Annotated in this window: 20 protein-coding genes; 10 read left to right on the top strand and 10 right to left on the bottom strand. The window is 66.4% G+C overall.

Annotation, left to right across the window (positions count from 1 at the left end):
• Positions 1 to 51 precede the first annotated feature (51 nt).
• Genes hpf through ELY12_RS00360 form a run of 6 tightly spaced genes read right to left on the bottom strand, consistent with a single transcriptional unit; the run spans position 52 to position 4,264 of the window.
• Entirely contained in the window at positions 52 to 621 is a 570-nt protein-coding gene (hpf, locus tag ELY12_RS00385; RefSeq protein ID WP_126174723.1) for a ribosome hibernation-promoting factor, HPF/YfiA family, read from the bottom strand.
• A gap of 47 nt (positions 622 to 668) precedes the next feature.
• Positions 669 to 1,355, bottom strand: coding sequence for a DNA polymerase III subunit epsilon (gene dnaQ / locus ELY12_RS00380; protein ID WP_126174722.1), 687 nt, complete (start codon positions 1,353 to 1,355; stop codon positions 669 to 671).
• 41 nt (positions 1,356 to 1,396) lie between these two features.
• The gene (gene coaE / locus ELY12_RS00375; RefSeq protein WP_126174721.1) at positions 1,397 to 1,990 is read right to left on the bottom strand and encodes a dephospho-CoA kinase; all 594 of its coding nucleotides are present in this window, start codon (positions 1,988 to 1,990) and stop codon (positions 1,397 to 1,399) included.
• A complete protein-coding gene (aroE, locus tag ELY12_RS00370; RefSeq protein ID WP_126174720.1) occupies positions 1,987 to 2,838 on the bottom strand; it encodes a shikimate dehydrogenase in 852 nt (283 codons plus the stop codon). The genes coaE and aroE overlap by 4 nt, the downstream gene beginning before the upstream one ends.
• Positions 2,835 to 3,422 (bottom strand): Maf family protein, encoded by a 588-nt coding sequence (locus tag ELY12_RS00365; RefSeq protein ID WP_126174719.1) that lies wholly within the window; start codon positions 3,420 to 3,422, stop codon positions 2,835 to 2,837. The genes aroE and ELY12_RS00365 overlap by 4 nt, the downstream gene beginning before the upstream one ends.
• On the bottom strand, positions 3,419 to 4,264 hold the full coding sequence (locus ELY12_RS00360) for a pyruvate, water dikinase regulatory protein (protein WP_126174718.1): 846 nt from the start codon (positions 4,262 to 4,264) through the stop codon (positions 3,419 to 3,421). The genes ELY12_RS00365 and ELY12_RS00360 overlap by 4 nt, the downstream gene beginning before the upstream one ends.
• Before the next feature lie 316 nt (positions 4,265 to 4,580).
• Between ELY12_RS00360 and hemE the strand changes: the two genes are divergently transcribed.
• From hemE to ELY12_RS00340, 4 genes are all read left to right on the top strand, one after another.
• The gene (hemE, locus tag ELY12_RS00355; RefSeq protein WP_126174717.1) at positions 4,581 to 5,606 is read left to right on the top strand and encodes a uroporphyrinogen decarboxylase; all 1,026 of its coding nucleotides are present in this window, start codon (positions 4,581 to 4,583) and stop codon (positions 5,604 to 5,606) included.
• A gap of 32 nt (positions 5,607 to 5,638) precedes the next feature.
• Positions 5,639 to 6,082 (top strand): CopD family protein, encoded by a 444-nt coding sequence (locus tag ELY12_RS00350; protein WP_126174716.1) that lies wholly within the window; start codon positions 5,639 to 5,641, stop codon positions 6,080 to 6,082.
• Positions 6,083 to 6,248: 166 nt separating this feature from the next.
• Complete coding sequence (rho, locus tag ELY12_RS00345) at positions 6,249 to 7,514, top strand: transcription termination factor Rho (protein WP_126174715.1); 1,266 nt, start codon at positions 6,249 to 6,251, stop codon at positions 7,512 to 7,514.
• Positions 7,515 to 7,608: 94 nt separating this feature from the next.
• On the top strand, positions 7,609 to 7,998 hold the full coding sequence (locus ELY12_RS00340) for a BLUF domain-containing protein (RefSeq protein WP_126174714.1): 390 nt from the start codon (positions 7,609 to 7,611) through the stop codon (positions 7,996 to 7,998).
• Between the two features lie 9 nt (positions 7,999 to 8,007).
• Here ELY12_RS00340 and ELY12_RS00335 read toward each other — a convergent pair whose 3' ends face one another.
• Genes ELY12_RS00335 through ELY12_RS00320 form a run of 4 tightly spaced genes read right to left on the bottom strand, consistent with a single transcriptional unit; the run spans position 8,008 to position 11,316 of the window.
• Complete coding sequence (locus ELY12_RS00335; RefSeq protein WP_126174713.1) at positions 8,008 to 8,598, bottom strand: hypothetical protein; 591 nt, start codon at positions 8,596 to 8,598, stop codon at positions 8,008 to 8,010.
• Complete coding sequence (locus ELY12_RS00330) at positions 8,598 to 8,996, bottom strand: nuclear transport factor 2 family protein (RefSeq protein WP_126174712.1); 399 nt, start codon at positions 8,994 to 8,996, stop codon at positions 8,598 to 8,600. The genes ELY12_RS00335 and ELY12_RS00330 overlap by 1 nt, the downstream gene beginning before the upstream one ends.
• Before the next feature lie 11 nt (positions 8,997 to 9,007).
• Positions 9,008 to 10,618 carry an FMN-binding glutamate synthase family protein gene (locus ELY12_RS00325; protein WP_126174711.1) on the bottom strand — a complete coding sequence of 537 codons (1,611 nt, stop codon included), beginning with the start codon at positions 10,616 to 10,618 and terminating at the stop codon, positions 9,008 to 9,010.
• Positions 10,615 to 11,316, bottom strand: a complete 702-nt coding sequence (locus ELY12_RS00320; RefSeq protein WP_126174710.1) for a dienelactone hydrolase family protein — start codon at positions 11,314 to 11,316, stop codon at positions 10,615 to 10,617. Before ELY12_RS00320 ends, ELY12_RS00325 begins: the two co-directional genes overlap by 4 nt.
• A gap of 97 nt (positions 11,317 to 11,413) precedes the next feature.
• On the opposite strand from ELY12_RS00320, the gene ELY12_RS00315 reads away from it, so the two are divergent.
• The 6 genes from ELY12_RS00315 to ELY12_RS00290 all read left to right on the top strand — a co-directional run bounded on the left by ELY12_RS00315 (position 11,414) and on the right by ELY12_RS00290 (position 17,251).
• Positions 11,414 to 11,671 carry a DUF6489 family protein gene (locus tag ELY12_RS00315; protein ID WP_126174709.1) on the top strand — a complete coding sequence of 86 codons (258 nt, stop codon included), beginning with the start codon at positions 11,414 to 11,416 and terminating at the stop codon, positions 11,669 to 11,671.
• Between the two features lie 43 nt (positions 11,672 to 11,714).
• The gene (gene mnmE, locus ELY12_RS00310) at positions 11,715 to 12,977 is read left to right on the top strand and encodes a tRNA uridine-5-carboxymethylaminomethyl(34) synthesis GTPase MnmE (protein ID WP_126174708.1); all 1,263 of its coding nucleotides are present in this window, start codon (positions 11,715 to 11,717) and stop codon (positions 12,975 to 12,977) included.
• Positions 12,978 to 13,039: 62 nt separating this feature from the next.
• Positions 13,040 to 14,878, top strand: a complete 1,839-nt coding sequence (gene mnmG / locus ELY12_RS00305; protein ID WP_126174707.1) for a tRNA uridine-5-carboxymethylaminomethyl(34) synthesis enzyme MnmG — start codon at positions 13,040 to 13,042, stop codon at positions 14,876 to 14,878.
• The gene (gene rsmG, locus ELY12_RS00300; RefSeq protein WP_126174706.1) at positions 14,875 to 15,504 is read left to right on the top strand and encodes a 16S rRNA (guanine(527)-N(7))-methyltransferase RsmG; all 630 of its coding nucleotides are present in this window, start codon (positions 14,875 to 14,877) and stop codon (positions 15,502 to 15,504) included. The genes mnmG and rsmG overlap by 4 nt, the downstream gene beginning before the upstream one ends.
• A complete protein-coding gene (locus ELY12_RS00295; RefSeq protein WP_126174705.1) occupies positions 15,501 to 16,277 on the top strand; it encodes a ParA family protein in 777 nt (258 codons plus the stop codon). The genes rsmG and ELY12_RS00295 overlap by 4 nt, the downstream gene beginning before the upstream one ends.
• Positions 16,274 to 17,251: a ParB/RepB/Spo0J family partition protein gene (locus ELY12_RS00290; protein WP_126174704.1), complete on the top strand. Its 978-nt coding sequence runs from the start codon at positions 16,274 to 16,276 to the stop codon at positions 17,249 to 17,251. The genes ELY12_RS00295 and ELY12_RS00290 overlap by 4 nt, the downstream gene beginning before the upstream one ends.
• Positions 17,252 to 17,269: the final 18 nt, after the last annotated feature.

The following is a 17,269-nucleotide window of genomic DNA, read 5'->3' as shown; positions in this document are numbered from 1 at the left end:
GAATCGACGGTGCCCGAAGGTTCGGGCAAATGGTCAAGCGGGTTTAGCGGATCAGCGCGGCTCGACCCAGCCAACCGATCCATCGGTGCGGCGATAGACCATGTTGTGCCGGCCCGTGCCAGCGTTTTTGAACAGCATCGCGTTGGTGTCGCGCAAGTCGAGCATCATGACCGCATCGGCCACGCTCGCCTCCGGAATGTCGGCGGTGGTCTCGGCGATGATCATCGGCGAATCGAGCACCTCGACCTCGTCGGCGTTCGCATCGGGTGCTGCCAGGATCCTGTAGCCCGCTTCTTCCTGTGCGGCGGCGAAATCGGCCTGTTCGTGCCGGTCCTGCAACCGCCGCTTGTAGCGCCGCAGCTGCTTGTCGATCTTCTCGGCCGCCTGATCGAGCGCCTGGTGCGCGTCCTGCGCCACGCCATGCGCCTTGAGGATCAGTCCGTGCATCACATGGGTGACGATGTCGCAGCTAAAGGCGTTCGCCGGCGCCTTGCCGAAGGTGACCTGGCTGGAAATCGCTCGGTTGAAATACTTTTCGACGATTGCGGAGAGGCGCTCGTTGACGTGTTCCTGCAGCGCAGCGCCGGTTTCGATCTGGTGGCCCGAAACGCGAATATCCATCGTCGGTCAAACTCCTATGCTTAAAGCGGCCCCTCTATTCGCTAACGTTATGCGGCCCAGATCGCTCCCTCGATCCGGCCGATGAATGCGGCATGCCGCGCCAATTCTTCGGCTGAGGCAGCGTGCGGACGCGGTGCGCGGAACGGCCGCTCGCGGACGATGGCGCCCGGCATGGCGATGACGGTTGTCTCGACCACCGTTCCAGCGAGTTCGAGCCCGATCTGACGCCCGCCGGTCAATTCGACATAGACCTGCGCGAGCAACTCGGCGTCGAGCAGCGCGCCGTGCTTTACGCGGTGGCTGCGGTCGACGCCGTAGCGGGTGCACAGCGCGTCGAGCGATAGTTTGGCGCCCGGGTGACGCCGCTTGGCGATCGCGACGGTGTCGATCATCCGGCTGAGGCACACCGCTTCCAGCTCGCACAGGCTCAGCTCGTGGTTGAGGAAGCCGAAGTCGAAGCCGGCGTTGTGCGCGACCAGCGGGGAATCGGCGAGGAAATCGAGCAGCTCTTCGCACCGGTCGCGGAAGCGCGGCTTGTCGGCGAGGAACGCGGCCGACAGTCCGTGCACCGCCTCGGCCTGCTCGGGCATATCGCGGTCGGGATTGAAGTAGGCGTGGAAGGTCGCGCCGGTGGGCACGCGATTGACGAGTTCGACGCAGCCGATTTCGACCATCCGATCGCCCGTCCTGGGATCGAGCCCGGTGGTTTCGGTATCGAACACGATTTCGCGCATCTGGCTATCCTATCGGCCCGTCGGCGGGGGCTTGCAAGGGGTCAGCGCGTGGTGAGCCGAGCGATCAGCGCCTTCACCGCATTCTCCGTCGCGGCGAGGGTGGTGCCGGTATCGATCACATGATCGGCGCGCGCGCGTTTGTCGGCGTCGGGGACTTGTAACGACAGGATGTGCGCGAATTTCTCGGGCGTCATCCCGGGCCGCGCGAGGACGCGGGCGCGCTGCACCTCGGCCGATGCGGAGACCACCGCTACGGCGTCGACGCTCTCCCAGCCGCCTTTTTCGAACAGCAAAGGGATGTCGAACACGACCAGCGGCTCACCGGAATGTTCGATCATGAACGCATGGCGTTCCGCGGCGACCGCTGGGTGAACGATGCCCTCCAGTCGCGCGAGCGCATCGCGGTCGGCGAAGACTTGCGCGCCGAGTGCCTCGCGGAGGACACCTTCGGGCCCGGTCGAACCGGGAAACGCCGCCTCTATGGCCGGCAGCAGCGGACCGCCTGGACCCTGCAGGCGGCGGACTGTGGCGTCAGCGTCGAACACCGGCACGCCGGCGGCTTCGAACATCGCGGCGACCGTCGATTTGCCCATGCCGATCGAGCCGGTCAGGCCGAGGATGAAAGGGCGGCTCATGTGGTGAGGATCGCGCGCAATTCGGCATCGAGATGCCGCGGTGGCGCGACGCCGAAGAACTTTTCGAATGCGAGCGCGGCCTGGCCGATCAGCATCGCCAGGCCATCGATGGTGTGGTGGCCCGCGGCTCGCGCGCCAGCAAGGAACGCGGTGCCCACCGGATCGGTGACGATGTCGTAGGCCATCGCGCCCGGCGGCGCGTGGCTCCAGTCGAACGCCAGCGGCGGCTGTCCGCGCATGCCGAGCGGACTGGCGTTGACGATCAGGTCGAGACAGCCCTCGCGGTCGTCGAAGGCGAAGTCGGTCGGCCCAGCGAAATGCGCGAGATCGACCGCGTGATGCTCACCTGCCGGGTCGAGCTCGTCGAGCAGCGCCTGCGCCTTGCCCGTATCGCGCCCCGCCAGCACGATGACGAACTTCTCCCGCGCCAGCGCGGCGATGATCGCTCGCGCCGCCCCGCCGGTGCCGAGCACGCGTGCCATGCGAAAGTAATGCGTCTCGGCGAGTTCGCGCGCGAGCGGCTCGAGAAATCCGCCTGCATCGGTGTTGTAGCCGACCAACGCGCCGTTCTCCGCCACCACCGTGTTCACCGCACCGATCATTTCCGCCAGCGGATCGAGCCGGTCGAGATGGGCGACGATGGCCTGCTTGTGCGGCATCGTCACATTGCACCCGCGCCATTCCGGATCGACGCGGCGCCGCGCGAGAAAATCGCCGAGACCGTCTGCCTCGACCCGTGTCGCGCGATAGTCCGCTTCGATCCCGAGCTGGCGGAGCCAGAACCCGTGAATGGCCGGCGACTTCGATTGCGCGATCGGATCGCCGATCACCTCGGCATAAGCGATCATGCTGGCAGTTCCCCGAGATCGCGCAGGGCCGCCAGGACCAGCAGCAACGGCATGCCGAGCACGGTGAAGTGGTCGCCCTCGATCTCGTCGAACAGTTGCACGCCCGGCCCTTCGATGCGGAACACCCCGACGCAGCCGGCCACGGCTGGCCACTCGGCATCGAGATAGGTCTCGATGAAGCCCGGCGATAGCGTCCGCACTGCCAGCCGCGCGACCGCGCCGCCGCGCCAGACCACTTCTCCGCTCTGTGCGAGCGCCGCGGCGCTGTGCAGTTCGATCGTCTTGCCGGAGAAGAACTCCAAATGCCGCGCGGCTTCGGCCCTGTCGGCGGGTTTGTCGAAGCGCCGGCTGTTGCACACCACCAGGGAGTCGCTGCCTAGAATCAGGTCGCTCGGATGGGTCTGTGGCACCGCCAGTGCCTTTGCCTCCGCCAAAGCAATGGCAACCGCCGCCGCAGTGGCATCTCCCAAACCCCCCTCGACAGCGCGCTCATCGACTGAGGCAGAAGCAATTTCGAAGCGAACGCCCGCAGCTTCGAGCATCGCCCGGCGCGACGCGCTTTTGGAGGCGAGGATCAGCGTCATGCGAGGTGGGTGCGAACGCTCGCCGGCCCGTCGCGCGCGTCCCGCTCGGTCAGCAGGCGGATGACCGCCGCCGCCGTCTCCTCGATCGAGCGGCGGGTGACATCGATCACCGGCCAGGCGTTGTCGGCGAACAGGCGGCGGGCGAACTTGACCTCGGCCGCCACTCGTTCGGCATCGACGTAGTCGCTCTCGCGCCCCTCGGCGATCGTCAGCAGCCGATTGCGGCGGATCTGGATCAGCCGCTCGGGCGCAGTCGTCAGGCCGACGATCAGCGGCTTGCGCAGGCTATAAAGCGCGGGCGGCGGCGGGCTTTCCACCACCAGCGGGATGTTGGCGACTTTGTACCCGCGGTTGGCGAGGTAGATGCTGGTCGGCGTCTTCGAACTGCGCGACACACCGGCGAGGAGGATGTCGGCTTCCTCCCAATCCTCCCACCCGATCCCGTCGTCGTGTGCGATGGTGTACTGGATGGCGTCGACCCGCGCGAAGTACGCCGCGTCCATCGAGTGCTGACGCCCCGGTCGCCCGTGCGCTTCCTGCCCGAGGTGGCTTTCCAAAGCCTCGGTCACCGCATCGAGCACCGGCACCGCCGGCAGGCCAATCGCGCGGCAGTGTTCCTCCAGCCGCGTCCTCGTCTCAGGATTCACCAGTGTGAACAGCACGAGGCCGGGGTGCGCGGCGATGTCGGGCACGATCCGGTCGATGTGTTGCTTCGAGCGCACCATCGGCCAGAAGTGGCGCTGGACGTCGGCCTCGTCGAACTGGGCGAGCGCGGCCTTGGCGATCATCTCCAGCGTCTCGCCGGTCGAATCCGACAGCAGGTGGAGGTGGATGCGCGGCATCGAATGAGGGGTCCGGGCGCCTGTGGAGAAGGCCCGGCATAAACCACGGGAGGAAACCGCGGACAAGCTTGGGCCGCGATTCCATGCCCGCTGCCAGCCGAGAACCCGGACGCTTGTGGACATGGCGACAAGCTTTTCGACAGGCTGGGGACAGCGTGGACAACGATTGATTGACGCGGGAATCCCGCGATTCGGATGGGCGACAACCCTGTTCAGGCCGGGAGAAATCGGGCAGGGCGCCGCAATCCCCGCTTTCCACAGGGCCAACAGACTCCTTCATCTTCTTAAGAATCTTATTGGATTGGAAAAAAGAGGCATGCCTGGCGCGCTTCTCGACACTCTGAACGGTCATCGGGGCGAGCATGTGCCGATGTGGCTCATGCGGCAGGCGGGCCGCTACCTGCCTGAATATCGCGAGCTGCGCGCCGAAAAGGGCGGGTTCCTCGCGCTCGTCTACGACGACGAGGCCGCGGCGGAAATTACGCTGCAGCCGGTGCGCCGGTTCGGGTTCGACGGCGCGATCCTGTTTTCGGATATTCTGATCGTACCGCATGCGATGGGCCAGGATCTGACCTTCGGGCCGGGCGAGGGTCCGCGGCTGTCTCCTCCGCTGGTCGATCATGCCCTGGAGAGCCTTCAGAGCGTCCCAGAGCGCCTCGAAGCCATCTACCGGACCGTGGCTCGGGTCCGCGCTGCTTTGAGCCCTGAGACCACGCTGCTGGGCTTTGCTGGGAGCCCGTGGACCGTGGCCACCTACATGGTCGCCGGCGAGGGGTCGAAGGACCACCACGCCGCGCGCGAGATGGCTTACCGCGATCCGGGTGCCTTCGGTGCGATTATCGCCGCGATCGAGGCGGTGACGGTCGAATATCTCGCCGGTCAGATCGCGGCCGGCGCCGAGGCAGTGCAGTTGTTCGATTCATGGGCAGGCGCACTCGCACCCGACGAGTTCGAGCGCTGGGTGATCGCGCCCAACGCGCGCATCGCCGTAGCGGTGCAGGCGCGCTGTCCGGGCGTGCCGGTGATCGGCTTTCCCAAGGGGGCCGGCGCTAAACTCGCGGCCTATGCTCGTGAGACCGGTGTCGATGCGGTCGGGGTCGACGAGACCATCGACCCAGCTTGGGCCGCGCGCGAATTGCCGGCGGGGTTGCCGGTGCAGGGCAACCTCGACCCGCTGCTGCTGCTCGCCGGCGGACCGCGCCTGGTCGAGCGCACCGAGCAAATCTTGCACGCCTTCGCCGACCGGCCACATGTCTTCAATCTCGGCCACGGCATCGGCCAGCATACGCCGATCGCGAACGTCGAGCTCCTGCGCGACACGGTGCGACACTGGCAGGGGTGACAGATGCGCAGGGGTTTTTCTAAAGGGCAGCCATGGAAAGCGCGCTCGCGATGACCTATCTCTGGCTCAAGGCCGGCCACGTGATCTTCATGATCTTCTGGATGGCGGGCCTGTTCATGCTCCCGCGCTACCTCGTCTACCACCAGGAAGCCGCGCCGGGTTCGCCGGAAGAAGCGGTGTGGGCAGATCGCGAGCGCAAGCTGCTCAAGATCATCCTCATGCCCTCGATCATCGTGGTCTGGGTGCTCGGCATCCTGCTCGCGACGACGCAGCATCTGTGGGACCAGCCCTGGCTCCACGCCAAGCTGTTCCTCGTCCTGCTGCTGTCGGGCTACCACGGCTACATGGCGGGTTACGCAAAGAAGCTAACGCGCGGCGAACGCTCGCTCACCGGCAAACAGCTGCGGCTGCTCAACGAGGTGCCCGGCGTCGTCGCTGCGGTGATCGTCATCCTGGTGATCGTCCGGCCCATCTGAGCGTGCGACGAGCCGTGCGTCCGCTCGATTGACGGCGGACCGGCACAAGATTATTCCCGCGGCCACCAACCGGCTTCCAAGGCCCTTGCACCTCTGACGCAAGGCCCGGTCCGCTTTCTCCAAGCCCAATGACCGGCCGGCCGCATCCCATTACGGAAATACCAAAATGCATCTCAAAGATTTGAAGAAGAAAGCCCCGGCCGAGCTCGTCGAGATGGCCGAGGAACTGGGCGTCGAAGGCGCCAGCACCATGCGCCGGCAGGACCTGATGTTCTGCATCCTGCGCGAGCTGGCCGAGGACGAGGAATACGAAGAGCCCATCATGGGGGTCGGCACTATCGAGGTGCTGCAGGACGGCTTCGGCTTCCTGCGTAGCCCCGAGGCGAACTACCTCGCCGGCCCGGACGATATCTACGTCTCGCCCAATCAGGTCCGCAAATGGGGCCTGCGCACCGGTGACACCGTCGAAGGCGAGATCCGCGCGCCCAAGGACGGCGAGCGCTACTTCGCGCTGACCGGCCTCAAGAGCGTCAATTTCGAGGATCCCGACCAGGTCCGCCACCGGACCAACTTCGACAACCTCACCCCGCTCTATCCCGAATCGAAGCTGGTGCTCGACACCGCCGATCCGACGGTGAAGGACAAGTCGGCGCGGGTGATCGACATCATCAGCCCCCAGGGCAAGGGCCAGCGCGCGCTGATCGTCGCCCCGCCGCGTACGGGTAAGACCGTGCTGCTGCAGAACATCGCCAAGGCGATCACCGACAACCACCCCGAGGTGTTCCTGATCGTCCTCCTGGTCGACGAGCGGCCCGAGGAAGTCACCGACATGCAGCGCTCGGTGAAGGGCGAGGTCATCTCTTCGACCTTCGACGAGCCGGCCACCCGCCACGTGCAGGTCGCCGAAATGGTGATCGAAAAGGCCAAGCGCCTGGTCGAGCACAAGAAGGACGTGGTGATCCTGCTCGACTCGATCACGCGTCTCGGCCGCGCCTACAACACCGTGGTGCCGAGCTCGGGCAAGGTCCTCACCGGCGGTGTCGATGCCAACGCGTTGCAGCGCCCGAAGCGCTTCTTCGGCGCGGCGCGCAACATCGAGGAAGGCGGATCGCTGTCGATCATCGCCACCGCGCTGATCGATACCGGCAGCCGGATGGACGAGGTCATCTTCGAAGAGTTCAAGGGCACCGGTAACTCGGAAATCGTCCTCGACCGCAAGGTCGCCGACAAGCGCATCTTCCCCGCGCTCGACGTCGGCAAGTCGGGTACCCGCAAGGAAGAGCTGCTGGTCGAGAAGGACAAGCTCTCGAAGATGTGGGTCCTGCGCCGTATCCTCATGCAGATGGGCACCGTCGACGCGATGGAATTCCTCCTCGACAAGATGAAGGATTCCAAGACCAACGAAGACTTCTTCGCGACGATGAACCAGTAAGATCGAGCTTCGCCGCCGCCATCCGTGCGGCGGCGAAATTTGACTTGGGTGAGAAAGCTGCCACACCCGCGCGCCTCACCAAGGCGAGGGTCGCATGCGCCGCATAGTCTATATCAGTACCTCCAGCGGGCTGCCCGCTGAAGAAGTCGACCGTCTGGTCGAGTCCGCTCAGCGCAACAATGCCGAGCGCGAGATCACCGGTTTCCTACTCTACAACGGTCGTAACTTCCTCCAGCTCATCGAAGGGCCCAAGGCCGCCTTGATGAGCCTGATGGCCACGCTGGCGCGAGATCCGCGGCACTCGGGCATGCTGACGCTGATCGACGAGCCGATTGAGGAGCGCAGTTGCCCCACGTGGTCGATGCACCGGATGCACCTGCCGTTCGACGTCGCGCTGCGCCGCGCGAATATCGACGCGGAGATTCCCGCGTTCATCTCGCCCGAAGCGCGCCAGTTGGTGCAGAACTTCGCCTACCTGAATTGAGCGCCGGACTCAGTTCCCGCGCACTTCCTCCATCAGCGCTTCGGGATCGGGCGTGTCGAACAGCCAGACCTTGCCGCTTTTGCGGATAGTCGCCTTCTCGACAATCGGATCGTAGGCCGCGTCGCCGCCCTTCTTGTTGAGATGCAGCTCGCGGGTGATCAGCTTGCCGGTAAGGAGGTTCCAGCTCAGCTCGTACCCGTCATGCGCGTACGTGCGGCTGTAGAGGGTGCTGTCGAAGCCGATCAGGCGCATCCGGCCCGCCTCTTCGTCGAAACGGTAGCGGCGGGTCGTCGAGTAGGCCGTGGTGCCGCCGGTCAGGTCTTCGAACACCAGGACGCCTTTGGCGAAGGTCAGCTCGCCGGACCCAAGCGGAGTGGTATCGAGGGGAAGATACTCGGATTCCCCTGCCGCCAGTGTGACATACAGATTGCGGGTCTCGCCGTCGGTGGTGATGTAGGCGATGTCCACGCGGCCATCGCCATCGAAATCGGCATCGAGGCGGGTTTCGACATCGTGGCCGATGTCGACCACTGGTTCGAGCGCGGCGGCCGGGGCGCTGCCAGCCAGGAACAGGCCGGCGAGAAGGGTTCTTGGAACCATCAGCCGTTTTGCCGCTGAAGCTGCGCGCCCATCAACTCCCACACCTTGTTGATCGCCTTCAGCGGGCGGACCATGACCTTGAAGTCCTTGATCATGCCGTCGGCGTCGAAGGTGATGATGTCGACGCCGTTGATGTGGATTCCGTCGAGCTCGGTGACGAATTCGAGCAGCGCGTTGTCGCCGTCGGCGAACTCGCGCACGTAGCGGAACTTGTCGGTGTTGAGCACGACTCCCGCCGCGGCGAGATAGCCGACGACCTTGGCGCGACCCTCCTGCGGCGTGTGCACCACCGGCGAGTGGAACACTGCGTCCTCGCGGATGATCTCGGCCAGCGCCTCGGGCTGGTTGCCGCCTTCGAGCACCCGGTGCCAGTTCTTCAGTCCGCGTTCGGCGCTCATCGGCTTTCCCCTCAGTTGGCCGCGGCGAAGCTCCCCGCCTGGGCCCGGTCCCATACGCTGGCATACTGCGTGGATGCGGGGTCGTCGAGCAGGGCTCCTTCCTTCAGGAACCCGTAGATCTCGTCGATCGGCGCGGCGCGCGCGCTGTCGAGGCGTTCATTGATGTGCGCGGCGGTGATCTGCCAGGGGTTTTCGAGGCCCATAGCGACGACCAGCTCGCGCAAGCCGTGCAGCGTCTGGCGCTGGAAGCGCGCGACGCGCTCGGCCTTGTCGGGCACCACCAGTCCGCGTTGACGGGTCGCGTCCTGGGTGGTGATCCCGGTGGGACAGGTATCCTCGTGACAGCGCATCGATTGCACGCAGCCCAGTGCGAACATGAAGGCGCGCGCCGCGTTGCACCAGTCGGCGCCGAGCCCGAAGTTCATCGCGATTCCGGCGCCTGAGTGAACCTTGCCCGCGGCGGCGAGCCTGATGTCGCCCTTGAGGCCGCAGCCGACCAGCGCGTTGCGCACCAGGATCAGCCCCTCGCGCAGCGGCATCCCTACTCGGTTGGACATCTCCACCGGCGCCGCGCCCGTTCCGCCCTCGCCGCCATCGACGACGATGTAATCGAGCCGGATGCCGGTCTCGCGCATCGCCTTCATGATCGCGAATACCTCGTGCGGACGCCCGACGCAGAGTTTGATTCCGACTGGCTTCCCGCCAGAGAGGTCGCGCAGCTTGGCGGCCCATTCGAGCAGGCCGACAGGGGTCGAGAAGGTCGAATGCGCGGCGGGAGAGATACAGTCCTTGCCTTGCGGCACCCCGCGCGCGGCGGCGATCTCGGCGCTCACCTTCGAGCCGGGCAGTACCCCGCCATGGCCCGGCTTGGCGCCTTGGCTGAGCTTGATCTCGACCATCTTCACCTGGTCGATCTGCGCGGTGTCCGCGAAGCGCGCTTGGTCGAACCGGCCATCGTCATCGCGGCAGCCGAAATAGCCGCTGCCGATCTCCCACACGAGGTCGCCGCCGTGCGTGCGGTGATAGCGCGACAGCCCGCCTTCGCCGGTGTCGTGATAGAAGCCGCCCGCCGCGGCGCCCTTGTTGAGCGCCATGATCGCGTTGGCCGAGAGCGAGCCGAAGCTCATCGCCGAGATATTCAGCAGCGCGGCGGAGTAGGGCTTGGCGCACTGCGGTCCGCCGACATCGACCCGCCACTCGGTCGGCGCGGCCTCGTTGGGCACGATGGAGTGCGCGAGCCACTGGTACTCGTCCGAATAGACGTCGAGCTCGGTGCCGAACGGGTGCGAGTCCAGTTCGCCCTTGGATCGGGCATAGACCAGCGCGCGCTCGTCGTGGTTGAACGGCCGGCCGTCGAGATCACCTTCGACCACATAGGCGCGCGCGAACGGCCGCAAGTCCTCCATGATCCACCGCACCCGCGCGAGGAGCGGATAGTTGCGGCGGAGCGTGTGCTTGCGCTGAAAGAAGTCCCACAGCGCAATGGCAAGCAGGGGCAGCGTCAGGATCAGGCCCCAGCGCCACCACAGCGCGAAGACAATGCTCAGGGCGAGGAGCGCCGCCGGCAGGCCAAAGCGGGTCGCCGTATTGGCCGACCAGCGCCAGCGTGCGCGGTTGATCATGCGGTCAGATGCTCGGCGAGGAAGTCGCGGGTGCGCTGGTCGGCAAGGTTCGCGCCCTCCTCGTTTCGACGATTGCCCATCTCTGCGGCGAAGCCATGATCGAGGCCGGGATAATCGTGCAGCGTGACTTTGGGATGGTCATCGAGCGCGGCATGGATCGCCTCCTGGGCGTCGGCGGTGACGAAGTGATCGGCCCCGGCGATGTGCAGCATCAGCGGGTTGGCGATCGCGTGCGCTTCATTGACGTGCTGGTCGATCGAGACGCCGTAGTAGCCGACCGAAGCATCGATGTCGGTGCGGGTGGCGGCGATGTATGCGATGAAGCCGCCGAGGCAGAAACCGACCAGCCCGGCCTTCGCCACGCCCTGCTCGCGCTTGAGCCAGTGGATCAGCGCCTCGACATCCCGGATGCACTCGTCGCCCTTGAATTTGCCCATGTTTTCAAGCGCGCGCTGGAATTGCTCGGGCACGTCTGGATCGAGCTCCTCGCCCTCGGCGAAGCGCCAGAAGATGTCGGGCGCGACGGCCAGATAGCCCTCGGCGGCCCAGGCATCGCACTTGGCACGGATGCCCGGATTGACCCCGAAGATCTCCGGGATGACGATGATCGCGGCCTTGGCTTCTCCGACTGGATCGGCGCGGTACGCGGGGAAGGTGCCGTCGCCCTCCAGTTTGTTGATGCGCACCGTCTCGCCCATGATCGTCTCCCTTGTCGTCGCCGCGTGCCTAGCCCGCCGCGATGGACTTTGCCAAACCCCTGTGACAGGTGTCGCTGGCCCAACGCAGGAGCCCGCCATGAAGGTCCACATCGAGATCGATTGCACCCCCGAAGAGGCGCGCAGCTTCATGGGCCTGCCCGATGTCGGCAAGGCGAACGAGGTCTATGTCGACCTGATGGCCAAGGCGATGAAGGGCGTGGGCAGCATCGACAAGCTGCACGAAGTCGCCGGTCAGATGGCGCCGATGGGGCAGGTCGGCTTGAAATTCTTCCAGAATTTCATCGAGGGCGCGACCGCGGCGGGCAAGCCGGCGAAGGGCGACAAGGACGCCTGACGCGCGGGCGTTGCTCGGCGCACAAATGATTCAACCTGCCCCCATGGATACGATTTTCGCCCTGTCGAGCGGCGCGCCGCCGGCCGGAATCGCGGTCGTCCGGATCAGCGGTCCAGCGGCGGGTCGGGCGCTCGAGCAACTGGCCGGCCGGGTAACCCCGGAGCGGCGCGCGACTTCGGCTGTCTTGCGTGGTGGCGACGGTGTGGAACTCGACCGGGCGCTGGTATTGTGGCTGCCGGGGCCGGGCACCGCGACCGGGGAGGATGTCGCCGAGCTGCACCTCCACGGCGGGCGGGCGGTGGTTGCGGCGGTCGAAGCGGCGTTGGGGGTGGTTCCGGGCCTGCGCCGGGCGGCCGCGGGCGAATTCACGCGGCGGGCGTTCGCCAATGGCAGGATCGACCTGGCCGAAGCCGAGGGACTCGCCGACCTCCTCACCGCCGAGACCGAGCTGCAGCGCCGCGCTGCGTTGGCGGCGGCGGGCGGGGTGCTGTCGCGGCAGGTCGAGGATTGGCGCAAGCGAGTCCTCGCGCTCGGTGCGCAGGTGGAGGCGGTGCTCGACTTTGGCGATGAGGATGATGTCGCCGAGCTGTCGCCGGAGTTCGCTACAGCGGTCGAGGATTTGGCCGACGAGATTGGTGGCTGGCTCGACAGGCCGTTGGTCGAGCCGCTGCGGGAGGGGTTCAGGGTTGTGCTCGCTGGGCCGCCAAACGCTGGAAAATCGACCCTTTTCAATGTCTTGATCGAGGATGAGGCGGCCATTACTGCGCCGACGCCGGGGACCACGCGCGATTTGCTCGAGCGCCCTGTGGCGATCGGCGGGGTGCCATTCACCTTTGTCGATACGGCGGGTCTAAGAGACAGCTCGACCGACGAGATCGAGGTGCAGGGTATTTCGCGGGCTCGGGGCGCCTTGGAGCGAGCCGATCTGGTTCTCTGGCTAGGTCCGGAAGGCGAGGGACCGGATGGTGCCTGGGAGATCTCGGCCAAGAGCGACCTCGGCCAGACCAAGCGTGCCGCAAAGGCAGCAGTCTCGGCCGCGAGCGGGGCTGGGGTGGCGCAACTCAAGGACCTGCTGGTCGGTCACGCGCGAAGCGCGATGGCCGCTCCTGGTGCGGCGGCGCTCAACCGGCGGCAGCACGCGTTGCTGGCGGAAGCGCGGGATTCGCTTGGCACGATTTCATCTAACCCGTTGATTAAGGCTGAGAACCTGCGCACCGCGCGGGTTGCCTTCGACCGCATTACGGGGCGTGCCTCGACTGAGGACATGCTCGATGCGCTGTTCGGCCGGTTTTGCATCGGCAAGTAGTGTTTCACGTGGAACACCGGCGACTTTGACCTCGGCGCCCCGCTGACCTATCGGCGGCTGATATGGCACATTTCGACATCCTGGTAGTCGGCGGCGGGCACGCCGGCGTCGAGGCGGCCGCAGTCGCCGCGCGGATGGGCGCGCGGGTGGGGTTGGTCACCTTCGATCTCGACGCCATTGGCGCCATGAGCTGCAATCCGGCGATCGGCGGACTTGGCAAGGGGCACCTCGTCCGCGAGGTCGATGCCTTCGACGGGGTGATTGCGCGCGCGGCCGATGCAGCCGCGATCCACTACAGGATGCTCAACCGCTCGAAGGGGAGCGCGGTGTGGGGTCCGCGTGTCCAGGCCGACCGCGTGCTGTTCAAGGCTGCGGTACAGCGGATCCTGCGCGGGCAGGACGATCTCACGCCGATCGCCGGAGAGGCGGCCGCGCTGATCATCGAGAGCGGACGGATTGCGGGCCTGGAACTTGCCGACGGAAGCCGGCTGACCTCGCGCGCAGTGATCCTCTGCACCGGCACTTTCCTCGGCGGAACTCTGTTTCGCGGCGAGGAGCGCTACACCGGCGGACGAATCGGCGAGCAATCGGCTCAGCGTCTCGCGGCGCAAATGCGCGAGGCGAGCCTGCCGATGGGCCGGCTCAAGACCGGCACACCGCCGCGGCTCGACGGGCGGACGATTGATTGGGCGTATCTTGCAGAGCAGGCCTCGGATGCCGAGACCTGGACGATGTCGCCGCTGACCAGGGCGCGCGCCAATCCGCAACTCTCGTGCGCGATCACCCGCACTACCGCGGAGACGCACGACGTGATCCGCGCGAACTTCGATCGCTCGCCCCTGTTCAGCGGGGCGATCGGCGCGCAGGGGCCGCGCTATTGTCCGTCGATCGAGGACAAGGTCCATCGCTTCGGCGACCGCGACGGGCATCAGGTGTTCCTCGAGCCCGAGGGTCTGTCCACCACGATGGTCTATCCCAACGGGGTCAGCACCTCGCTGCCGGCCGACGTCCAGCTTGCGATGCTGCGGACCATGGACGGGCTGGGCGCGGTCGAGATGGCAGTGCCGGGCTATGCAGTCGAGTACGATCACATTGATCCGCGCTCGCTCGATCGGGGGCTGCAGTTGCGCGCCATCCCTGGGCTCTACTGCGCGGGTCAGATCAACGGCACGACCGGATACGAGGAGGCGGCCGCCCAGGGCCTCGTCGCCGGCATGCACGCGGCTGCCGCCGTGTTGGAGCGCGATACGCCGGCGCTCGACCGCGCGAATTCCTATATCGCAGTGATGGTCGACGACCTCACCCTCCACGGCGTGAGCGAGCCCTACCGCATGCTCACGGCCCGCGCGGAATATCGCCTGCGATTGCGGGCGAGCAATGCCGGCACTCGCCTGACGCCCCTCGCAATCGCCTTGGGCGCGGTTGGCAAGCAGCGCCGCGCGTGGTTCGAGCAACGCGAGGCACAGCGTGCCACGTGGAACAAGCAGCTCGATGTCTTCATTCCCGCGCGGGAAGTGGCGGGCGCACGCGCCGATCAGCCGGCCAAGAGCCTTCGCGCCTGGCTCGCGCATGATGCAATAGATGCGGAGGCGCTCGATCAATGGCTGCCCGCAGGCTTCGCGGATGACGAGGTCGGGATCGAGCTCGCCGAGGACGCGGCCTATGCGCCGTACCTCGCCCGGCACGAGGCCGAGTTGCGCGACCTGCGCGCCAGCGAGAGCCTGGCCATACCTTCCGAGTTCCCGTTCGGGTCCGTGCCCGGTTTGTCGAACGAGATGGTCGAGCGGCTCGAAGCGGCGCGGCCCGATAGCTTGGCGGCCGCTGGACGGGTGCCCGGAATCACGCCGGCGGCACTGGCTGCGCTTCTCGTGCACGCCCGCCGCGTTCAAGAGGCGGCATGATTTCAGGCGAAGAGGAAGCGCGCGCCTTTGTTGCGGCGCGGTGCGACGGTGCGGCTTTGGCCCGCCTCGAGCGGCTGCTGGCCATGCTGGCAGCCGAGAATACCCGGCAGAACCTCATCGCTGCGGCCTCGCTCAGTAGTGTGTGGCAGAGGCACATCGCCGACAGTGCACAGCTACTCGACTATGTTCCACGTGAAACAACGAGTTGGCTAGACCTTGGAACCGGCGCCGGTTTTCCTGGCCTGGTGATCGCGGCGATGCGGCCGGGATGGGACGTCACTCTAGTCGAATCGCGTCGTCGCCGTGTCGAATGGCTCACCGAGGCCGCTGAGGCGTTGGAGTTGTCAACCTGCTCAATCGAAGGGCGCAGACTGGAAGATGTCGCCGCCCGACCCGTCGGTGTCATTTCGGCACGCGCCTTTGCGCCGCTGCCCAAACTGATCAAACTTGCGCGACGCTTTTCCACAAGCGACACGCTGTGGTTGTTGCCGAAGGGCCGCTCGGCGGCGCAGGAAGTCGCAGAATTGCCGAAAAGCCTCAAAACAGCGTTTCACGTGGAACAATCGGCAACGGACGCGGATTCGGGGATAGTCGTGGGGCGAATTGCGGAAGGCCAGCAGCGATGATCACGATTGCCATCGCCAATCAGAAAGGCGGGGTGGGCAAGACCACCACGGCCATCAACATCGCCACCGCGATGGCCGCAACCGGTTGGAAAACCTTGCTAATCGACCTCGATCCGCAAGGAAATGCCTCGACCGGAATGGGCGTCGGCAGTGAGGAACGCGCCAGCTCAAGCTACGACCTGTTGGTCGAAGATGCGACGCTCGAAGAGTGCATCCAGCCGACCGGCATTCCCGGTCTCGATATCGTGCCGGCAACGGTCGACCTGTCAGGGGCAGAAATCGAGCTCGTTTCGGTCGATGACCGCACCGCGCGGCTGACCAAGGCGCTCGCCGACCACAAGGGTCACGAGATCGCCTTCATCGACTGTCCGCCATCGCTTGGGCTGCTGACGCTCAACGCGCTCGGTGCGGCCGATACCCTGCTGGTGCCGCTGCAGTGCGAATTCTTCGCGCTCGAAGGGCTATCGCAGCTCCTGCAGACGGTCGAGCGGGTGCAGCAGCGTTTCAATCCCGATCTCGGCATCATCGGCGTGGTGCTAACGATGTTCGACCGGCGCAACCGGCTGACCGACCAGGTGGCAGACGACGTGCGCTCGTGCCTCGGCCCGCTGGTGTTCGAATCGGTCATCCCGCGCAACGTCCGCCTGTCCGAGGCGCCCAGCCACGGGCTCCCGGCGCTGGTCTATGACCACAACTGCCCCGGCAGCCGCGCCTACATTGCCCTCGCGCGCGAGCTGATCGGGCGCCTGCCCGAGACGAGGAAGGCCGCATGAGCAATCCGACCGATCCGATTCGCTTTTCGGTTCCCGACCGGCCCAAGGGCGATCCGAAGAAGAAGCTCGGCCGCGGGTTGGGTGCGCTGCTCGGGGAGACACGGCGCGAGGAACCGCTGGTGGTGCGCGATCTCAACGCGCCCTCTTCTCCTGCGCAAACAGCCACTTATCCGCGCGAAGGCCTCGCCAACATTGCCGTCTCGGCGATCGAGCCGCTGCCCGGCCAGCCGCGCAAGCGTTTCGACGAGGCCGCGCTCGAGGAACTCGCGCAGTCGATCGCGCAGCGCGGGGTGATCCAGCCGGTCATCGTCACGCCGCAGGGGCAGGGCCGCTATCGCCTCGTCGCCGGTGAGCGCCGCTGGCGCGCGGCGCAGAAGGCGCGCCTGCACGAGATACCCGCGCTGGTGCGCGAGCTCGACCAGCGCGAGGTCATGGCGCTGGCGCTGATCGAGAATCTGCAGCGCGAGGATCTCAACCCGGTCGAGGAGGGGCGCGCCTACCAGCGTCTCGCCGACGACGAGGGACTGACGCAGGCCGACATCGCCAAGCTGGTCGACAAGTCGCGCAGCCATGTCGCGAACTTGCAGCGGCTGCTGCAGTTGCCGCACGCGGTGCTCGACCTGGTCGAGCAGGGCGCGCTATCGATGGGCCACGCCCGCGCGTTGATCGGCCAGCCGGAGGCGGCCACACTGGCCGAGCGCGCGGTGAGCGAAGCGCTGACGGTGCGCGATATCGAGCGGCTCGTGCGCAAGGGTGGCGACGGCGGTGCCGCCCGCCGGCAAACGCGCGTCGCGCGCGACCCGACCAAGGACGCCGACATCGCCGCAGTCCAGCGGCACCTCGAGGAATTCCTCGGCCTCAGCGTCCAGATCAAGACCGACGCCGATCCGCGGTCGGGCGCGGTGACCATCCGCTATCGGACGCTCGACCAACTCGACCTGATTTGTCAGCGGCTTACGGGCGGGGACATCTAGCGGCGGCCGCGTCGCGGC

Origin of the sequence: Tsuneonella rigui, assembly GCF_003958625.1 — a bacterium.
Lineage (GTDB): Bacteria > Pseudomonadota > Alphaproteobacteria > Sphingomonadales > Sphingomonadaceae > Tsuneonella > Tsuneonella rigui.
Note: the sequence above shows the minus strand (reverse complement) of the source record. Positions and strands in the feature narration are given on the sequence as shown.

Coding starts and splice junctions, on each gene's coding strand:
- hpf (WP_126174723.1), bottom strand. CDS start 621: ATGGATATTCGCGTTTCGGGCCACCAGATCGAAACCGGCGCTGCGCTG.
- dnaQ (WP_126174722.1), bottom strand. CDS start 1,355: ATGCGCGAAATCGTGTTCGATACCGAAACCACCGGGCTCGATCCCAGG.
- coaE (WP_126174721.1), bottom strand. CDS start 1,990: ATGAGCCGCCCTTTCATCCTCGGCCTGACCGGCTCGATCGGCATGGGC.
- aroE (WP_126174720.1), bottom strand. CDS start 2,838: ATGATCGCTTATGCCGAGGTGATCGGCGATCCGATCGCGCAATCGAAG.
- ELY12_RS00365 (WP_126174719.1), bottom strand. CDS start 3,422: ATGACGCTGATCCTCGCCTCCAAAAGCGCGTCGCGCCGGGCGATGCTC.
- ELY12_RS00360 (WP_126174718.1), bottom strand. CDS start 4,264: ATGCCGCGCATCCACCTCCACCTGCTGTCGGATTCGACCGGCGAGACG.
- hemE (WP_126174717.1), top strand. CDS start 4,581: ATGCCTGGCGCGCTTCTCGACACTCTGAACGGTCATCGGGGCGAGCAT.
- ELY12_RS00350 (WP_126174716.1), top strand. CDS start 5,639: ATGGAAAGCGCGCTCGCGATGACCTATCTCTGGCTCAAGGCCGGCCAC.
- rho (WP_126174715.1), top strand. CDS start 6,249: ATGCATCTCAAAGATTTGAAGAAGAAAGCCCCGGCCGAGCTCGTCGAG.
- ELY12_RS00340 (WP_126174714.1), top strand. CDS start 7,609: ATGCGCCGCATAGTCTATATCAGTACCTCCAGCGGGCTGCCCGCTGAA.
- ELY12_RS00335 (WP_126174713.1), bottom strand. CDS start 8,598: ATGGTTCCAAGAACCCTTCTCGCCGGCCTGTTCCTGGCTGGCAGCGCC.
- ELY12_RS00330 (WP_126174712.1), bottom strand. CDS start 8,996: ATGAGCGCCGAACGCGGACTGAAGAACTGGCACCGGGTGCTCGAAGGC.
- ELY12_RS00325 (WP_126174711.1), bottom strand. CDS start 10,618: ATGATCAACCGCGCACGCTGGCGCTGGTCGGCCAATACGGCGACCCGC.
- ELY12_RS00320 (WP_126174710.1), bottom strand. CDS start 11,316: ATGGGCGAGACGGTGCGCATCAACAAACTGGAGGGCGACGGCACCTTC.
- ELY12_RS00315 (WP_126174709.1), top strand. CDS start 11,414: ATGAAGGTCCACATCGAGATCGATTGCACCCCCGAAGAGGCGCGCAGC.
- mnmE (WP_126174708.1), top strand. CDS start 11,715: ATGGATACGATTTTCGCCCTGTCGAGCGGCGCGCCGCCGGCCGGAATC.
- mnmG (WP_126174707.1), top strand. CDS start 13,040: ATGGCACATTTCGACATCCTGGTAGTCGGCGGCGGGCACGCCGGCGTC.
- rsmG (WP_126174706.1), top strand. CDS start 14,875: ATGATTTCAGGCGAAGAGGAAGCGCGCGCCTTTGTTGCGGCGCGGTGC.
- ELY12_RS00295 (WP_126174705.1), top strand. CDS start 15,501: ATGATCACGATTGCCATCGCCAATCAGAAAGGCGGGGTGGGCAAGACC.
- ELY12_RS00290 (WP_126174704.1), top strand. CDS start 16,274: ATGAGCAATCCGACCGATCCGATTCGCTTTTCGGTTCCCGACCGGCCC.